This is a genomic window from Bifidobacterium biavatii DSM 23969 (genome assembly GCF_000741165.1).
Taxonomy (GTDB): domain Bacteria; phylum Actinomycetota; class Actinomycetes; order Actinomycetales; family Bifidobacteriaceae; genus Bifidobacterium; species Bifidobacterium biavatii.
Window position 1 is genome coordinate 24,010 of the sequence record NZ_JGYN01000002.1, and the last position, 17,224, is coordinate 41,233.

Consider the following 17,224-nt stretch of genomic DNA (forward strand, 5'->3'; position numbering starts at 1 on the left):
ACCGCGCATCCTCATCTCTGCACGGCAAAAATACGACGAGGGGGCATTATCCGTCCGCGAGTCACGCGCAATCATGCACCCAAGCGCAATCATGCACCCAATGTGGCAACAGGCACGACGAGAATGCCGTCGCGACGCCGATATGCCTTTTTGCCACGACCCACAAGGAACATCATGAACTCAGGCTCACGGACTTGCGCCGCTGGATTACCGCAAATTTTATCCCGGAACGATAACAGCTTGCCCGCATTCTCATCAGTGACCTTCAGATCGCTGAGCTTGATCTCGATTGCACCCCATCTACCGTCGGCAAGTTCGATCACCACGTCAACCTCCAAGCCCTTTTCGTCGCGATAATACGCAATGCGATTGCCTGTTCCGGACATCGCGGACAAATACACGTTGAGGTCGCGCAGGCATAGTACCTCAAATAAATCTCCAAGGGTCTGAGTATCCCTCATCATCGTGCGAGGCGAGGCGCCCAATATCGCGGCCGGCAACGATGGGTCCACGAAATACCGCTTCGGCTTGGTACGCACCCGCCGCTTCGATCTCAACGGCGGATCCCAACCGCTAAGGTCAGTCAACAGATACAGGTCCATAAGCATGTCCAGATAATTCTTCACCGTCTGCTCATCCGGCCGACGATCGTCATCGCCATAAGACATATCCGTCGCCAGCGTGGAATATGTGGGAGCCTGCGACACGTTCATGGAGAGAGCCTTCATCAGAGCTCGGGCCGTCTGCGGATTCTTCCCCAGCTTAGGTACGCTGACGTCCAACACGCTGGCAATATATTCGCCGGGAGCCTCCATTGCGAACTCGTCTTCCACGCCCAAACTTGCAGGCCATCCTCCCCGGCAGCACCATCGCGCAATTTCAGCGATGTCCGTCTGCCGTTCAGCAGGCGAGAACGTTCCATCGAATAACGACGACAGGCTGACGTCGCCCGTAGAATCCCCCGACTCCGACAAACTCATCGGCCACATGCGCAATCTCGCCATGCGCCCGGTTCCGCTATGATGAATCGCCGTCCGATCCTTCGGCATCGACGATCCAGTCAGAATGAGCTGTCCTTTGTGGTTCGCATTCTCATCCACATGCCGCCTTGCCGCATCCCACACGGAAGGCACATCCTGCCATTCATCAATCAAATGTGGCTCTGCACCGGTCAATACCAGCGAGGGATCCGTCATCGCCGCGTCAAAGGTGGCCGCGTCATCCAGCCGATCCGCACTGCGCGCATGACGAAGGGCGGTCCAGGTCTTGCCACACCACTTGGGACCAACGATCTCCACGGCGCCAAACGCACGCAGCAACTTTCCCAACCGATCATCAATGACACGATTCTGATATCCACTGGGAGTAAGCTCTGACCATTCTCTGTGCATCCCAGCATCCAGCGTACTGTTTTGAGAGATCGCATTGCGCTCAAAACCGTTCATTTCCAATCCTTTCCAAGCTTCACAGCAGTTAAGCCCCTGTTGAAATCCGCTATAGTATCGATTTTACGCCATTTTCAATATAGATTTTACGCTAATATGGATACTGATTTTACGCCTATCCGAATATCGATTTTACGCCCAGCTGACCACGATGCGTCACCACGAGCCAACCACACTGATGTGCCGACATCGCCACCATGCGAACAGGTTTCGCATATGGCGGACGCGAAATCCGCGGGTGAGGGTATACGTTGGGGACGTAAGTTTCAGGGAAGGTGAAAATCCTTACTGGCGGTAAACGCCCGGCCGACCTCATAACGGCCCCACGCGCAAGCCCGCGACCCGCGAAAGCGGCTGATCCGGTGAGAATCCGGGGCCAACGGTTACAGTCCGGATGGAAGAAACGGAGCTCAGCATGAGTGTCTCTTCGCATACCACCAATTCCGCCAGCACCGTCAGCGCAACCTCGTCGCGCCCCGACACCGCGCATTCGACCGGCGTCGCCGACTCCGGCCGCTGGTCCACGCGCCGCATCGCCATGTACGCACTGTTCGTCGCGCTCGCCATGGCCACCAGCTTCATCGAATTCCCCATCATTCCAGGCATCCAGTGGCTCAAGTACGATCCGTCCGGCATCGTCGCGCTGATCGCCGGCTTCGCGTTCGGCCCGGCCGCCGCCGCGATCGCGAGCGTGCTCGGCTTCGTGCCGCACCTGTTCATGGACCCGTGGGGCACGCTCATGGCCGTGCTCGTCGCGCTCTCCCTCTCCCTGCCGGCCGCGTTCATCTACCGCGCGAACCGCACGCGCAAGAACGCGCTGATCGGCCTGATCGCCGGCGCCGTGTGCGCGCTCATCATCGCGATCGTCGGCAACCTGATCGTCACGCCGATCTACGCGCACATGACCGTTGCACAGGTCGCCGCGCTCATCGTGCCGGCCCTGCTGCCGTTTAACCTGCTCAAGTTCGCGATCCACGGCGTGGTCACGTTCGCCATCTACAAGCCGATCACCACGCTGCTCGACAAGTAGTCTCCTCTCCGCAGTAGCGGCAACGGCCATACGACCAATACCGGCCCTCCCCTGTCGGAGGGCCGTTTTTCGCGCAAGGAACACCATGAACACCACTGCAACCGCGGCCGCGCTCACCGGCATCCGCTTCAGCTACGACGGGGGCGCAAGCTGGGCGCTGGACGGGGTCGATCTGACCATCCACGCCGGTGAATACGTATGCCTGACCGGCGCGAACGGGTCCGGCAAGTCCACGCTCGCGCGCCTGATCGCCGGGCTCACCGCGCCGGACGCGGGCGACATCACGCTGCTCGGGCATCGCGTGTTCGCATCGCCCGATGCCGACGGAACCGCGGCCGGCGCGAATCCGGCCGAATACCGGGCGGCGCGCCGCGGCATCGGCGCCGTGTTCCAGAACCCCGAAGACCAGATCGTCACCACGATCACCGAGGACGACGTCGCGTTCGGCTCAGAAAACCTGGGACTGGCGCGCGACACCATCGGCGAGCGCATCGCCGATTCGCTGGACGCGGTGGACATGGCCGCGCATCGGCAGGATGATCCGACGCGCATGAGCGGCGGACAGCAGCAGCGCGTCGCGATCGCCGGCATGCTGGCGATGAACCCGGCCATGCTGGTGCTCGACGAGCCGACCGCCATGCTTGATCCGGCCGCGCGCGCCGACGTGCTGCGCATTCTCGACGAACTGCACGCGCGCGGCACCACGATCGTGCACGTCACGCATCATGCGGATGAGGCGGCGCGCGCCGATCGCGTGGTCCGGCTCGAGCATGGGCGAATCGTCGGCGACCGTCGGAACGAGGCGGATCATTCAGCCGATGCGGGCACTCCCGCATCCAAGCCGCTCCCCGCATCGGTCCGGTCGTCGGCCGCCCCGCACCGGCAATCCCACTCCCCTGCCGGATCTTCCGCAACGTCTTCCGCCCCAGCGATCGCGGTCAGCCACGTCTCGTACCAGTATCCGGGTGCTGACCGGCCGGCGATCAGCGACTTGTCGCTTACCGTCAATGCGGGCGAAACCGTTGCGATCATGGGCGAAAACGGCGCGGGCAAGTCGACGCTGGCCCGGCTCCTGTGCGCGCTCGACAAGCCGACCGCCGGGTCGATCAGCGTCGCGGGCGTGCCGGTCGCGGTCGATCGTGCGATCGGCGACGCCGCCGACACGCTGGCGACCGCTGCGGGCACGGTATCCAGCGAACATCGTCATCATGCGTCCCGCGTGCACGCGCTGAACCGTCGTCAGCGCGAACGGTTGCGCAGTGTGGTCGGGTTCGTCATGCAGCATCCCGAACGTCAGCTGTTCGCGGACACGGTGGCCGACGACGTGGCGTACGGGCCGCGCAACCAGCGGCTTGCCGAACCGGAAGTGGCGAAACGGGTGACGGACGCATTGCACCTGCTGCACATCGACCATCTGGCCGACCGTTCGCCGTTCAGCCTGTCGGGCGGACAGCAGCGGCTCGTGGCGATCGCCGGCGTGATCGCATGCCGGCCGCGCGTGCTCGTCATGGACGAGCCGACGGCCAGTCTGGACGCCGATGCAACCGCGCGTATTCACGAGCTGATTCGCGCGCTCAACGCGCAGGGCGTGACCGTGCTCATCATCACGCATTCGTTCGCGGAAGCGCGTGCGGTCGCCGATCGCACGGTAACGCTGGGCGGCGGTTCGATCTCCACGGACACGGCGAACGCAGCCGCGGCCGGCGCGATCGACGATCATCGCCCTGCGTTTTCCGCAGGAACCAAATCCGGCGCGAATGTATCTGCCCCAACCTCTTCGGCCAGTTCCGCCGGCAACGCGCAGTCCGGCGGTATCACGGCATCCGCGAACGCAGCAACGGTCTCCTCCGGTCTCACCAACACCGCCGCGCCGGATCACGATGCTGCCGGCAGCCTCGGCGGCGAGGCAGCGCGCGGCAAACGTTCGCTGATCGCGCGACTGGACCCGCGCGTAAAAATGGTCGCGTTTCTGGCGATGATGTTCACCGCGTTCGCGATCAACACACCGCTCCAGCTCGCGCTGGGCGCGGTCGTGGTCGCTGGAATCGTCGCCGCGTCCGGCGTCGGACCGTTGCGACTGCTGCGTTCCGTGCACATGTTTCTGGCGATGTTCGTCGTCATGGGCCTGCTCAACGTGTTCTTCGTGCGTTCGGGCGACGTGCTCGCGCAGCTCGGCCCGATTCCGATCACCGACGACGGCGTGACGATCGCCATACTGTACGCACTGCGATTCGCGCTCGTAATCATCCTCGGCGCGATTCTGCTGGAAACAACCACGCCAACCGAACTGACCGACGGATTCGGCTCGCTGCTCTCCCCGCTCAACCGCTTCGGCCTGCACACGCAGGAACTCGCGCTCGTAATGAGCCTCGCACTGCGGTTCCTACCCACGCTCGGCGCCGAGGCGAAAGCCGTTGCGGACGCACAGGCGGCGCGCGGCGGCACGATCGAAACCGGACCGCTGCCCGCAAGATTGCGCGCAATGACCGCCCTGTGCGTACCCATGTTCGCCGGCGCGATCCGTCACGCGGACAATCTCAGCCTCGCGCTCGACGCGCGCTGCTACGAGGAAGGCATCCGACGCACACATTGGCGCGAACTGCGGGTGCGCGGGCGCGACTGGGCGTTCTGCGCGGCGACGCTCCTTTATATTGCGGCGCTGGTCGCGCTCGGAATGTTGGCGTAGCCAGGTCGCACCAACCGCGACCGAACCCGCGCCACAGCACGAAGAGTCAACGAGTCAACGCAACACTTCCAGCTTTGTATGCGCTATCTCCGCTAAGTGTGGCGGTTTCCCAAATGTTCCACCATCTATCTGCGTTGCGTGTAGCGGACAATCAGCGGCACCACGAGCATCAGCGCCGGAAACCCGCCATTATTGTCCGTGGATTCGGCAAAGAGACGCTACACGTAACGCAGATAGATGTCCGCGTGTGCGAAAAAGTGCTACACGTAACGTAACGCAGATAGACGGCGTCAACCGTTCAACAGGACTCGGATCAGGCCTCAAGCGCGTCGTGGGCGGGCCACTCGGGCTTCCACGTGTACTGCATGTCGTACGCGCTGGCCCAGAACATGTACTCGTTCTCCACGCCTGTGACGAAAATGTCGACCAGCTCGGCCTTGCGCTCCTCGCTCAGATCCGCGGCAAATCGCTCGATGTGCTCGATCAGCCACGCGGAACCCTCCCAGAACGAGTCGGTCTTGTACATGTCGACCCAGCTCTTGTACGGGTTGCCCTCCAGCGTGTCGGCGAACTCGCGGGCAAGACGCTGGCCGTAATCGGCGTACACCCACGCGCACGGCAGCACGGCGACGAGAACGTCCACCAGCGGATTGCCGTAGGCGATCGAGAGAATGTTCGACGTGTACGCGCGGGCGAACGCGGACTGGCGCACGTGATCCATCTGCTCCTCGGTCACGCCGTAGGACGCCATGTAGGCGCGGTGCACGTTGGTTTCCACGTTGAGGATGGCGCTCTGCACGTTCACCATGAACGCGGTGATCTCGGGGTCGCGGGTCTTGGTGAGGGCGAGCGCGTGGACCTTGCCGTAGTCGTTGAGGTAACGGTAGTCCTGCAGCAGGTAGAACGCGAACTTCTCCTGGGCGAGCGTGCCCTGGCCGAGCTCGCGCAGGAACGGCTGGCGGTAGCCCTCCTCCCACACCACGTCGGCGGCCTTGCGCAGGCGCTGCGCGAACGGCGGCAGATGGTCGAGGGTGATCGGGCCGAACGCGGCGGCGTCGAAACCGGACTGTGCGGACGTTGCCGGCGTGGTTGTGGTTGCGAACTGGATGGCGTCTTCGGCCATGACATGTCTCCCTTCGCTGGTGTTAGCCAACAGGTTCTAAGGGTCAGGCCATCACGGCCTTTCTCAACCCGTCGCCGGGTTCCCCTGCATTACGCGCCTCATTATGCCAACCCCGTCCGACCGGCAGTGCGACGTGCCCGCTTCGTTCCACTCCACCAGCACAGCAAAACCAACAGACCCTCTACAATCCACCCCGCGAAATCCCCTCCCAGCGCAGCAATTCGTCAAAGAACCAGCTGATTTGCTGCACAACGACAAAGATCAAACCAGGCATCACCGAGATGTCAACCTCACACCAAGTACGAGCCGCTCACGCCACAAGCGTATCGGCATTGCGCGTCGCGGCACGAACGCGCGAGAATGGGAGCCATGACCGAAATCATGCATAACGAAACCGTAGACACCCTCCTCAACCGCCGTTCCATCCGCAAGTTCAAGCCGGAACCGATCGACGACAGCATCATCGCCACGCTGGAAACCGTCGCGCAGCACGCCGCGTCCAGCCAGTTCCTCAACGACTGGTCCGCCATCCGCATCAGCGACCCGGCCGTCAAACGCAAGCTGGCCGAATTCGGCCATCAGCCGTACATCGCCGACGCTCCCCTGCTGTACGTGTTCGTGCTCGACGAGCATCGCAACGCGTCCATCGCCGCCGCCAAGGGCGTCGACACGCACGCCGACGCGTTCACGCTCACCGGCAGCTATCGCTTCTCGCAGGCGCAGAACGACGCGGCGTTCGCGCTGCACGCGATGGAAACCGCCGCGTATTCGCTGGGGCTCGGCTGCGTGATCCTCGGCTCGATCCTGAACGACGTGGACGGACTGATCGACGTGCTGCACCTGCCCGAATACACGTATCCGTTGCTGGGACTGGCGATCGGCAAGCCGGATCAGGAGCCGGCGTTGAAGCCACGCATGCCGCGTTCCATGCAGTTCTTCGAGAACGCGTATCCGGCCGATGATGCTGCCGTGCTGGAACCGCTCGCCGCGTTCGACGAGGAAGTGCATCAGTACTACGATCTGCGCAACACCGAGCGTCCGGTGGACGCGTTCAGCGACCAGATCGCCAAGAACGCGGTCGCCGACATGACCGGCCGCACGGTCGGCGAGCCGGCCGCACGTCAGGGGTTCAGGCTCGACCGCTAACGCAGTCACCGATTTCAGACCCGAATTTGGCACGAAGTTCAACTCCGAGCGCCACTGAGGGCTTTCCGTCATCAATATCCTCGAGTTGTAGGTCCCGATCCCGCAAGCCGGCCGGCAGAGAGAAAAGACACTTTTCCAAAAATCGCCATTTTCCAACGTTGCCGGACGACTGGTCTTCCCAGAGCTCCCGACTGACAGCGTCGTCGCCTCGGCATAGGGACCTACAACTCGAAGATATGTCGCGAGTGCAGTCGCGAATGCGACTCGACCCCAGTCACAACGCCAGCCAGAGCCGCCGCAAAACCATTCCAAAACGCGCCGTCAATCCCTCATCACCAGCCACAACCGCCTATACTTGGGCGAATGGACAACACATATACCATTCGCAATATCGTCAATGAAGATGGTTCCGCACTGGTGAGCGACTACGGCGCGCACGTGCTCTCCTGGACCCCCAAGGGCCACGAACCGGTGGTCTGGCAGCCCAAGGCCGTGTATCTCAGCGAGGGCACGGCGATCCGCGGTGGCGTTCCGGTGATCTTCCCGTGGTTCGGCCTTGGATACGCGAACGGCGAGCCGGCCGGTAAGAACCCGCGCCACGGCTTCGCCCGCACCGCGTTCTGGCATGTCGACCGCGACACGCTCACCGACCGTCACGTGCTGTACACGCTCGATTCCGACGACGTAGCCCCCGAGCTGCTCGCCGAAACCCCGTCCGGTTCGGACTCCAAATTCCACGCCGAATACGACGTGGCCGTCTCCGACACGCTCACCATGACGCTCACCGTGGAGAATACGGGCGACGCGCCGCTCACGTTCGAAGCGGCCATGCACACGTACCTGCATGTGGGCGACGTGCGCTGCACGCAGATCTCCGGACTCGTCGACACGCCGTATCTGGATTCGGCCGACGATTTCAAGCCGAAGGAGCAGACGACCAGCCCGCTCACGTTCGACGGCACGATGGTCGACCGCATCTATCAGTCGGAGGGCACGCTGCTCGTGCACGACGAGGCGTTGCACCGCACGATCATGGTCGAAAAGTCCGGTTCGCCGCAGACCGTGGTGTGGAATCCGGGCGAGGAGGCCGGCAACAGGATCGGCGATCTCATGGAAGGCGAATGGCATGATTTCGTGTGCGTCGAGGCCGTGGTGAACCGCGACAGCGCGGTCACCATCGAGCCGGGCGAGGCGTACGCCATCAGCCAGACGATTCGCGTCAAGTAGCGGCGCAGATCATATGGCAACGGCCGGTCGCGGAGACGAATTCCCCGCGGCCGGCCGTTATCATGCGTGGCAATTGCACGCTGCGGCGTTGCGGCGCATGCAGCCGCAACAGCACGCCGCCGATTACCGTCTTCGTATTGTGGTGTGTATGGTATGCGTGCCTGTTGTATCGGAATCGCGCTGTCGCGCGATGCTGTGCTGTTGGCGGCAGCTACCGCTGCCGCACCAATAAGTGTTCGACGCCCCCCGTGCTGGCGGTAGCTCTCGGCCCCCTCGGCTGAGGGGGCTGTCACACGCAGCGTGACTGGGGGAGCGTCGCGGCGCTACGCGCCGCCAACAAGCACAGTATCGCGCGCAGCGCGATTCCAATATCAAGGCCGCGACAGCCGTTACCTTCCCTCAACCCGCTCCCTTGCGATCCGGTCAATCCGAGTACACACCGTATCAAACCGGTAATCCACCTGATTATTCGCAAACCGCAACACCAAGAGACCCACCGTCTCCAATTCCTGGGTACGTTCGGCATCCTTCACCTGTTGTTCTGGAGTGTAGTGGCCACTGCCGTCGAGTTCGACTACGAGTTTGGCTTTCGCACAGTAGAAATCAACAATATACCGGCCGACCGGTGTCTGCCTTTGCCAGCGCAAAGTATGAGTGCGGAGGAATCGGTACCAGAGTTTTCTCTCCCATGGGGTCATGTTCTTGCGCAGTTGTCGGGCGAGAGGCGTGTTGGCTTGCTGGTATTCCCTCATGGGTTTTTAGGATACTGGGTGCATGCTGGTATTGGAATCGCGCTATCGCGCGATACGGTGCTTGTTGGCGGCGCGTAGCGCCGCGACGCTCCCCCACCCGGCTTCGCCGGGAGCCCCCTCAGCCGAGGGGGCCGAGAGCTACCGCCAGCATTGGGGAGCGTCGCAACCGTTCGGGGTGCGGCAGCGATTGCTGCCGCCGACAACACGGCATCGCGTGACAGCGCGATTCCGATACAACAGGCGTACATGTCATACACACCACAACGCGAAGAGCTGATAAAGCTGCATACTGTTGATTTCGTGTAAGAAGAGTGCCACGGGCGGGGATTCCGGCTACCGCCAGAGGGGGATGGCGCCTCGGCGGACGATTTCGGCCACGGTGGCCTCGTCGGTGAGATTTTCGCCGAGCGCGTTCGGCTTGCCCTTGCCATGCCAGTCGGAGCCGCCGGTCACCAGCAGGTTGCAGCGGCGCGCCAGTCCCAGCAAACGTTCGCGCTGTTCGGGCGGATTACCGCGATGCCACACTTCCAGACCGTCCAAGCCCTCGTCGACCAGCCGCAGGATCTGCTCGTCGGACAACAGCCGCGGATTACGGCTCAGATCGCCCGGATGCGCGATCACAGTCACGCCGCCGGCCTCCCCCACCGCCTTGACGACCTCGTGCGTGCTGGGCGACGGCGTCGGAATATAGTACTTGCTGGACGTGCTCACCACGTCGGCGAACGCATCGGACCGCGTCTCATACACGCCGGCGGCTACCAGCGCGTCGGCGATATGCGGACGGCCGATCGTCGTCTTGCCGCCCTCCTTGACCTGTTCGAGCACACTATCCCACGTGATCGGATAATCCTGCGACAGCAGATCAACCATGCGACGCACACGCTTGAGCCGCGAAGCGCGCGTATTCGCGAACAGCTCGCAAATGTGCCGGTTGCGCGGATCATACTGGAATGCAAGCATATGCACGGAAATGCGCTCGTCCTCCGCAGTGATTTCGGTGCCGCGCAGCAACGGCAATCCGGCCGCATGCGCCGCCTCCTGCGCGCTCGGCCAGCCGGACGTAGTGTCATGGTCCGAAATGCCCACTCCCGCCAAGCCGAGAGCCTTGGCCTGCGCGACGAGCGTGGCCGGCGTCTCCGTACCGTCGGAGAACACGGTATGGCAGTGCAGATCCCAGCCGGAGCGCGGCGGAGCGGATGGAATATCAACGCGAGTCATATCAACCATCGTAATCGGCGCGCGGGCTGAGACATACCGTCGGCTGCGGAATGCCACGGAATCACGCCGCCAACCTTGTCATACAATGAACGTGCGTACGCGCGCCGCGCCGGATCGGGAGCGAAAAAACGCGGACCGCATCGCACAGCATACGCGCGAGCTGGAGCATCCGCGCGCCGGCCGAAGGGAGCAACCATGAGCACGAACAGCCACGACAGCGCAAGCAGCAGCAACGAACCGGGCACGGCGGTCGACACGAGCACCGCAGCACACACCGCAGCCACGCCAACCACGGCAGACGCGACAGACGCCGTAGAATCCCCGCGCGGCTGGCGTCACGCGGCAACGTGGACGTACCTAATCATGCTGATCGCGTCCGCGGTCGCGCTCGTCGTCTCGTTCGTGCTCAGCGCAGAAACGCTGAAACTCGCGCGCACACCGAACGCGATCCTCGACTGCGACATCAACAGCGTGCTCTCCTGCTCAACCGTCGCACAATCGTGGCAGTCGGAAATCGTCAAATTCGGCGGACTGAGCTATCCGAACGCGTTCTTCGGCATCGCCGCCGAAAGCGTATTCGTCACGGTCGCCGTGATCGGACTCGCACGCGTGCGGGTGCCGCGCTGGTTCGCCGCATGCACGTGGCTGGGCGGGCTCGCCGCGATCCTCTACTCGTACTGGCTGACGACGCAGTCGCTGTTCGTGATCAACGCGCTGTGCCCGTGGTGCCTCGCGCTCATGTTCTCCACGACCATCCAGTTCATGGCCCTGAGCCACGCGACCGTCACCGTGCAGGGCCTGCCCGGCCGGTCGCGGGCCTTGCGCACGTACTACCGCCTTAACTACGATCTGATGGCCGACGTCGTGTGGATCGTTGCGATCATCGCGATCATCCTCATCAAGGACGGCGCCGCCATCTTCGCGTGAGGCGTCAGATCGTACAGGTTCTTCGGCTCTTCGTATTTTGGTGTGTATGCGAAGAGCCTGATAATGTTTCGGAAATCAGACTCGCCTTGATCTGCCTATTTATGAGAACCGGGCTTCCAGCTCTCGTGTGCGATCATGGCCGGAGAAATACCGTGAGTGAGTGCGTTTCACCGTTTCCAGCGAATCCGAGCCGATAACAGCTACTTCCCAATCGGTACCGATCTTGCCCATATCTCGCAGGAATCCCCTGTCTCTCGATGCATCTAAATAACCGTTCGGACCGTCGAAAACCTTGACCACACGATCACCATTACGACGGTTGTAACGAATGAGAACACCTACCATGCACACCTCCTGCTACTCACCCATAGTACCGACATCCGCGTCATCACGTTGCTCAAGCAACCGTTCCAATGAAGTTTTGCACATGCTCAGCCCTGACACATACCGATCACGCACAGGAGACGTTACGTCGCTTGAAGAGACATCTTCCAATGCTTCAAGCGACGCCAACCCCTCCGAAATACTCTTCAGCGTCTCTGAAATGCCGTAATCGTAACGGTCAGGCTCTCCTCCATAGCGGATACCACGACCGAACATATCCCCAGCCAATTCAAAACAGTTCGCCCATAAATCTTGAAGCATGGTGCGCACCTGTATCTCACCGCATACGCCGCACATTCGGACGATCACATGCACAGCTCGATAACCGCTATGCGGATGTTCCCGTATGTCAAGGACTGACGCCGATGAAAAGCATCCAGCCAACCGTGATGCTACTTCACTTTGGACGCTCAAAGTCATATCCGCCGCCACACGGACCCCCATGACATCGTGGATGCTGGGTATCTGCATACCCGGAGTGCGAATCATCTTGTCTCGAAGCGTGTCAATGGTTTTAACACGAAACGACACATCCAACGAAGGTATCCCCAGATCCGATACGTCTACCGACTCAACCACTTCAATCACTTGCCCTAACACCTGCATGTACCACTGGGATACATCCGCATAGCTCAGGCCATCAATTGAATCGGCTCCGGCGACGATCGCTTTCCGCAGCTTGGATATCTTCGACTGACTCCACGGTTTCGGAGGAAACACGATGCCCTGATCTGAGCGCAAAACGACTCCTTACGCGTGCGAAGGTACGAACATCAACAATAATCCTATCGTCATTCTCCGCTCCATTCCAGATACTCCTTACACAGATCACGAGCTTGCACAGATTCTCATCAACCACGTTTCCGATCACCGCGCACACTCCTCGAGCTATAAGCGCTCGTAGTCGAACTCGATGGCAGTGGCCACTACACCTTGGAACAACAGGCGAAGGATGCCGAACACACCCGAGAGTTGGAGTTGGAGGAGCTCCTGGTGGTACGGTTCGCGAATAATCAGGTGGATTACCAGTTTGATGCGGTGTGTGCGAGGATTGACCGAATCGCGAGGGAGCGGGTTGAGAGAAGGCGGTGACTGTCACGGCTTGAATCATGGAATCGCGCTGCGCGCGATGCTGTGCTTGTTGGCGGCGCGTGGCGCCGCGGACGCTCCCCCAGTCACGCTGCGCGTGACAGCCCCCTCAGACAGGCCGAGCCGTAAAGCAAACGCCGGAGGCGTTTGTAGGCGAGGAGCGAGCAACAGCGAGCCAACAACACAGTCAGCCGAAGGCTGTCCGTTACTGCAGGACGCCGAGAGCTACCGCCAGCACCGTGAAGCGTTGAACACTTATTGGTACGGCAGCGGTTGCTGCCGCCAACAAGCACAGTATCGCGCGACAGCGCGATTCCGATGCAACAGGCATACGTGCCATACACACCAAAATGCGAAGAGCTGATTCTTCATAGGTGAATGGTGGCACGTATGTGCACTGATCTTCCGTCCGGAGCATTGGCATAGCGCGGGATACTTGCAATCTGAGAGGCAGTTTTCCCGTATTGCATCACTCTATTCGCATTCTGTGAGGCAGCCGCATGTGGATACACGTCTGATTCAGTTCGGAAACAGACCGCGTTCAGGCCGATTTCAACGACAGATGAGACATGTCGCCAATCGAGGCTGCCTCACAGAACGCAGATAGACCCATGCACAAGGCAGAATCTGCCTCACAGAACGCAGATAGGGCGTTACCTATGCCATCACAGCAGCTCCACGCGGCCGACGATCGTGGCTGAACCGGTGAGCTTGACGTCCGTATCGCTCACGTCGACGCGCAGCGTACCGCCGCGCACGGTGATGTCCCAGTGGCTGATGCCGGTCTTCGCGCGCAGCGTGACGCCCGTCGCGCACAGGCCGGTGCCGCACGACAGCGTCTCGCCGCAACCGCGCTCGTTGACGCGCATCGTCGCCTCGCCGCAGTCCGCAGCCTCGTCCATATCATCAATGCGCACGAATTCGACGTTCTGATCGGACTCCAGCTCCGGCTCGACGACCGGCTTGGTGACCAGGTCCAAATCCTCGACTGGCGGCAGCGTGGCGAACGCGTCGCCGATCACTGCCACGACGTGCGGGTTGCCCATGTCGACGAACGTGCCGCGCGCAGAACCGTTCGTGCCGGGGATCGTCACGTTGAACGCGTCCACGTCGCCGATCTTCCACGCGCCCATTTCGACGCGGAACACGTCGCGACCGAACGGCTGCACGTCGCCGAGCGAGGTCAGTATTTTCACGCCGGCGCGCGTGCCGAGACGGAACGGGTCGCCGCCGGCCGGTTCGGCAAGCCCCTCGCGCTGCGCGAACAGGGTGATCGCGCGCGTGCCGTTGCCGCACATTTCGGCGAGCGAACCATCGGCGTTGCGGTAGTCCATGAACCAGTCCGCTCCCCCGGCCTCGCATGCGGCGACCTGCGCGGCGCTCAGATCGGACACGTCGCGCGGGTAGGCAAGACGGATCAGCCCATCGCCGCCAATGCCGAAGTGGCGGTCGCACAAGAAACGCACCTCGTCCGGCGTGGGCTCGTACGAGCTGGTCGGGTCGGTGTAAACGACGAAATCATTGCCCGTGGCGTGGGCCTTGTACACGATTTGCGGAATGCTCATGCCGTTCACTCTACCCTGCGCCGCGCCGGAGTACGCTAGTGAACGATTGAGATTTCAAGGAACGGGAAAACGGAAAAATGGGAAAGGAACGGCGGCCATGACTTCGACGGCACCGATCGGCGTGTTTGATTCCGGGTTGGGTGGCATTTCCGTGGCGCGGCAGATCGCGCGGGACATGCCGAACGAGCATGTGCTGTATTTCGGAGATTCGGCGAACGCGCCGTACGGCACGAAAACGCCGGAGCAGGTGCGCGACCTGAGCTTCGCGATCGTGGAACATTTTGTGAAACAGGGTGTGAAGGCTGTGGTGATCGCGTGCAACACGGCCACGTCGGCCGCGGTGAACGACCTGCGCGAAGCGTACGAGATTCCGATCATCGGCATGGAGCCGGCGCTCAAAATCGCGTGTGACCGCGGCGACGTGCCATCCGACCCGCATCATATTCCGCAGCGCGTGATCGTCGCCGCCACACCGCTCACGCTGCGCGAGCGCAAGTTCGCGAAGCTGATGGACCGTTTCGACTCGAACAACGAGATTTACAAGGAGCCGTGCCCGGATCTGGTGGAGATCGTCGAGTCGGGCCGTCTGGGCGACCATGATCTGGTGATGCGCACACTGCACGGTTATTTCGACCAGTACGATCTGGATCGCATTGATTCGGTGGTGCTCGGCTGCACGCATTTCGTGTTCTACCGCGACTATTTCCGCGAACTGCTGCCGGAGCGCGCGGCGATCATCGACGGCAACGAGGGCACGGTGCGGCATTTGGGCGTCGTGCTCGAATCGCTTGGCAAACTCGCGCCGGAGGACGCCGTCGGCCGCGTCGACCTCGCCAATTCCGACCCAAGCGAACGCATCGCGGCACTCTCGCGAGAGTTGCTGGAGTCCTGAAGAAGCTGGCGGCAGCTCTCGGCTCCTTCGGCTAGGCCGAGCCGTAAAGAAAACGCTGGAGGCGTTTTTAGGCGAGGAGCGAGCGGCAGCGAGCCAACAACGCAGCTCGCGAAGCGAGTCCATAATTGTAGGACGCTGGCACTATCGTGCCGTGACTGAGGGAGCGTCACGGCACGATAGTGCCGTCGACAACGCAGTATCACGCGTAGCGTGATTCCAGCTACGACGCAATGTCCCGACTGGGCACGTAAGCTCGAACGCACAGCATGCAACGAGCACGGCATAACGATTACGGCACAACGATTGTTTGGGGGATGATATGACTGAACGGCACAAAACCGCACTGATCGACGTGGGCGGCGGTTTCCGCGCGATCTTCGGCGCGGGCGTCATGGACCGCTGCCAGGAAGACGGCATCGACTTCGACCACTGCTACGGCGTTTCGGCGGGCAGCGCGAACATGGTGTCGTTCATCGCGCGCCAACACGGCCGCAATCACAAGTTCTACACGGAGTACGCGTTCCGCAAGGAGTACGCGAGCTTCGACTCGTTCGTCAAGAACCATAATTTCGCGAATCTCGACTACGTGTACGGCACGCTGAGCAACCACGACGGCGAGTATCCGGTCGATTACGAAGCGTTCGAGGCGAATCCGACCGGGTTCACCGTGATTGCGTGCGACGCGCGCGACGGTTCGACCAAGTACTTTGACAAGTCGGACGTGCATTACGACGATTTCGACATCATGAAGGCGTCGAGCGCAGTGCCGGTGGCGTGCGAGCCGTACGAGATCGACGGCGTACCGTATTACGACGGCGGCATCGCCGATCCGGTGCCCGTGCAGAAGGCGCTGGACGACGGCTATGATCGCGTGGTGCTGATTCTCACGCGGCAGAAAGACGTGCCGCGCGAGCAGAAGAAGGACATCGCGCCGGCGCGCATTCTGCGCCGCACGTGGCCGGAGGCGGCCGAGCGGCTGCTCAACCGCTACCAGACGTACAACGACGAGGTGGCGCTGGCCAAAGAGTACGAGCAGGACGGTCGCGTGCTGATTCTCGCGCCGGACAGCCTGTACGGACTTTCGACGCTGTCCAAGTCGTTCGAGGGCCTCGAGCGCATGTACCGTGCCGGCTACGCCGCCGCCGAAGCCATCCCCGGGTTTTTGGCCGGCTGAGACTAGTATTTTGTCGGGCTTAAACTGCTGCATTCCTTTTTCTCAGCTCCCCTTGTCAGGGGAGCTGTCACGCAGTGACTGAGGGGTAGTCAGAACCCATCACATTAAGTCCGACAGAGTACTAGACACGGGACTAGACACGGCCGCAGTTTGGAGAGAATCGGCTCTTATCGAATCCGGTTTTGGGCGAATGTTCCGAGCACCGATTCCCAGTCGTCGACCGTGGAAAGATCGTGGGCATAACCGGACATAATCTCCAGCACTGTGGGCATAGACCGACCATTACGAAGCTATTTTGGCTTGGTAATGGTCGGTCTATGCCCACAGTCACGTAAATAGACCGTTCATGCCCACGAATCACGGTCGGTAATGTACCATCTATGCCCACAGTCGGGGAATCACAGTCGGTAATGTACCGTCCATGCCCACAGTCGGGGAATCATCCCTTCGCGATGTCCATTGCACGCCCGCTTCATGTACCATCCATACCCACAGTCAGGGAATCACAGTCGGTAATGTACCGTCCATGCCCACACCTGTTTTCACCCTCCGCAAGCATGATCAAA

The 17,224-nt window shown here is 61.5% G+C and carries 14 protein-coding genes, 1 pseudogene and 2 riboswitches; of the genes and pseudogenes, 8 read left to right on the top strand and 7 right to left on the bottom strand.

What is annotated here, in order from left to right:
* Nucleotides 1–89: 89 nt before the first annotated feature.
* Nucleotides 90–1,391, bottom strand: coding sequence for a DUF4143 domain-containing protein (locus BBIA_RS00425; RefSeq protein ID WP_033496199.1), 1,302 nt, complete (start codon nucleotides 1,389–1,391; stop codon nucleotides 90–92).
* A 312-nt stretch (nucleotides 1,392–1,703) separates the two neighbouring features.
* A riboswitch (FMN riboswitch) is annotated at nucleotides 1,704–1,855 on the top strand.
* A 5-nt stretch (nucleotides 1,856–1,860) separates the two neighbouring features.
* Here BBIA_RS00425 and BBIA_RS00430 point away from each other — a divergent pair.
* The gene (locus tag BBIA_RS00430) at nucleotides 1,861–2,475 is read left to right on the top strand and encodes an ECF transporter S component (protein WP_051923605.1); all 615 of its coding nucleotides are present in this window, start codon (nucleotides 1,861–1,863) and stop codon (nucleotides 2,473–2,475) included.
* Between the two features lie 85 nt (nucleotides 2,476–2,560).
* On the top strand, nucleotides 2,561–5,161 hold the full coding sequence (locus BBIA_RS00435; protein WP_033496183.1) for an energy-coupling factor transporter ATPase: 2,601 nt from the start codon (nucleotides 2,561–2,563) through the stop codon (nucleotides 5,159–5,161).
* Nucleotides 5,162–5,474: 313 nt separating this feature from the next.
* On the opposite strand, the gene tenA is transcribed toward BBIA_RS00435, so the two are convergent.
* Nucleotides 5,475–6,284 (bottom strand): thiaminase II, encoded by an 810-nt coding sequence (gene tenA / locus BBIA_RS00440; protein WP_081891748.1) that lies wholly within the window; start codon nucleotides 6,282–6,284, stop codon nucleotides 5,475–5,477.
* Nucleotides 6,275–6,380: riboswitch (TPP riboswitch) on the bottom strand. It overlaps the preceding gene by 10 nt.
* Before the next feature lie 273 nt (nucleotides 6,381–6,653).
* Between tenA and BBIA_RS00445 the strand changes: the two genes are divergently transcribed.
* Together BBIA_RS00445 and BBIA_RS00450 are read left to right on the top strand one after the other, a co-directional pair.
* Nucleotides 6,654–7,430 carry a nitroreductase family protein gene (locus BBIA_RS00445; RefSeq protein WP_033496182.1) on the top strand — a complete coding sequence of 259 codons (777 nt, stop codon included), beginning with the start codon at nucleotides 6,654–6,656 and terminating at the stop codon, nucleotides 7,428–7,430.
* Between the two features lie 363 nt (nucleotides 7,431–7,793).
* Nucleotides 7,794–8,657 (top strand): D-hexose-6-phosphate mutarotase, encoded by an 864-nt coding sequence (locus tag BBIA_RS00450; protein ID WP_033496180.1) that lies wholly within the window; start codon nucleotides 7,794–7,796, stop codon nucleotides 8,655–8,657.
* 389 nt (nucleotides 8,658–9,046) lie between these two features.
* On the opposite strand, the gene BBIA_RS15135 is transcribed toward BBIA_RS00450, so the two are convergent.
* On the bottom strand, nucleotides 9,047–9,409 hold the full coding sequence (locus BBIA_RS15135) for an endonuclease domain-containing protein (RefSeq protein ID WP_033496178.1): 363 nt from the start codon (nucleotides 9,407–9,409) through the stop codon (nucleotides 9,047–9,049).
* Nucleotides 9,410–9,742: 333 nt separating this feature from the next.
* Entirely contained in the window at nucleotides 9,743–10,636 is an 894-nt protein-coding gene (locus BBIA_RS00460; protein ID WP_420796669.1) for a PHP domain-containing protein, read from the bottom strand.
* A 186-nt stretch (nucleotides 10,637–10,822) separates the two neighbouring features.
* On the opposite strand from BBIA_RS00460, the gene BBIA_RS00465 reads away from it, so the two are divergent.
* The gene (locus BBIA_RS00465) at nucleotides 10,823–11,554 is read left to right on the top strand and encodes a vitamin K epoxide reductase family protein (protein ID WP_081891750.1); all 732 of its coding nucleotides are present in this window, start codon (nucleotides 10,823–10,825) and stop codon (nucleotides 11,552–11,554) included.
* Nucleotides 11,555–11,653: 99 nt separating this feature from the next.
* On the opposite strand, the gene BBIA_RS14030 is transcribed toward BBIA_RS00465, so the two are convergent.
* Entirely contained in the window at nucleotides 11,654–11,899 is a 246-nt protein-coding gene (locus BBIA_RS14030; protein ID WP_152600477.1) for a hypothetical protein, read from the bottom strand.
* A gap of 12 nt (nucleotides 11,900–11,911) precedes the next feature.
* Nucleotides 11,912–12,679 carry a RelA/SpoT domain-containing protein gene (locus tag BBIA_RS00470; RefSeq protein WP_051923593.1) on the bottom strand — a complete coding sequence of 256 codons (768 nt, stop codon included), beginning with the start codon at nucleotides 12,677–12,679 and terminating at the stop codon, nucleotides 11,912–11,914.
* 168 nt (nucleotides 12,680–12,847) lie between these two features.
* On the opposite strand from BBIA_RS00470, the pseudogene BBIA_RS15140 reads away from it, so the two are divergent.
* Nucleotides 12,848–13,030: pseudogene (locus tag BBIA_RS15140) on the top strand (DUF559 domain-containing protein); the annotation flags it as partial.
* Nucleotides 13,031–13,692: 662 nt separating this feature from the next.
* Here BBIA_RS15140 and dapF read toward each other — a convergent pair.
* Nucleotides 13,693–14,592, bottom strand: a complete 900-nt coding sequence (dapF, locus tag BBIA_RS00475; protein ID WP_033492485.1) for a diaminopimelate epimerase — start codon at nucleotides 14,590–14,592, stop codon at nucleotides 13,693–13,695.
* A 97-nt stretch (nucleotides 14,593–14,689) separates the two neighbouring features.
* Here dapF and murI point away from each other — a divergent pair, with 97 nt between their 5' ends.
* Together murI and BBIA_RS00485 are read left to right on the top strand one after the other, a co-directional pair.
* Nucleotides 14,690–15,484 (top strand): glutamate racemase, encoded by a 795-nt coding sequence (gene murI / locus BBIA_RS00480; protein WP_033492483.1) that lies wholly within the window; start codon nucleotides 14,690–14,692, stop codon nucleotides 15,482–15,484.
* Nucleotides 15,485–15,803: 319 nt separating this feature from the next.
* Complete coding sequence (locus tag BBIA_RS00485) at nucleotides 15,804–16,658, top strand: patatin-like phospholipase family protein (protein WP_033492481.1); 855 nt, start codon at nucleotides 15,804–15,806, stop codon at nucleotides 16,656–16,658.
* The last annotated feature ends 566 nt before the right edge of the window (nucleotides 16,659–17,224 follow it).

What these genes read in the sequence shown, in the direction of transcription:
- BBIA_RS00435 (WP_033496183.1), top strand. Translation starts at nt 2,561, where the DNA reads ATGAACACCACTGCAACCGCGGCCGCGCTCACCGGCATCCGCTTCAGC.
- dapF (WP_033492485.1), bottom strand. Translation starts at nt 14,592, where the DNA reads ATGAGCATTCCGCAAATCGTGTACAAGGCCCACGCCACGGGCAATGAT.
- BBIA_RS00425 (WP_033496199.1), bottom strand. Translation starts at nt 1,391, where the DNA reads ATGCACAGAGAATGGTCAGAGCTTACTCCCAGTGGATATCAGAATCGT.
- BBIA_RS15135 (WP_033496178.1), bottom strand. Translation starts at nt 9,409, where the DNA reads ATGAGGGAATACCAGCAAGCCAACACGCCTCTCGCCCGACAACTGCGC.
- BBIA_RS00465 (WP_081891750.1), top strand. Translation starts at nt 10,823, where the DNA reads ATGAGCACGAACAGCCACGACAGCGCAAGCAGCAGCAACGAACCGGGC.
- BBIA_RS00460 (WP_420796669.1), bottom strand. Translation starts at nt 10,636, where the DNA reads ATGGTTGATATGACTCGCGTTGATATTCCATCCGCTCCGCCGCGCTCC.
- BBIA_RS14030 (WP_152600477.1), bottom strand. Translation starts at nt 11,899, where the DNA reads ATGGTAGGTGTTCTCATTCGTTACAACCGTCGTAATGGTGATCGTGTG.
- murI (WP_033492483.1), top strand. Translation starts at nt 14,690, where the DNA reads ATGACTTCGACGGCACCGATCGGCGTGTTTGATTCCGGGTTGGGTGGC.
- BBIA_RS00450 (WP_033496180.1), top strand. Translation starts at nt 7,794, where the DNA reads ATGGACAACACATATACCATTCGCAATATCGTCAATGAAGATGGTTCC.
- BBIA_RS00485 (WP_033492481.1), top strand. Translation starts at nt 15,804, where the DNA reads ATGACTGAACGGCACAAAACCGCACTGATCGACGTGGGCGGCGGTTTC.
- BBIA_RS00430 (WP_051923605.1), top strand. Translation starts at nt 1,861, where the DNA reads ATGAGTGTCTCTTCGCATACCACCAATTCCGCCAGCACCGTCAGCGCA.
- BBIA_RS00445 (WP_033496182.1), top strand. Translation starts at nt 6,654, where the DNA reads ATGACCGAAATCATGCATAACGAAACCGTAGACACCCTCCTCAACCGC.
- tenA (WP_081891748.1), bottom strand. Translation starts at nt 6,284, where the DNA reads ATGGCCGAAGACGCCATCCAGTTCGCAACCACAACCACGCCGGCAACG.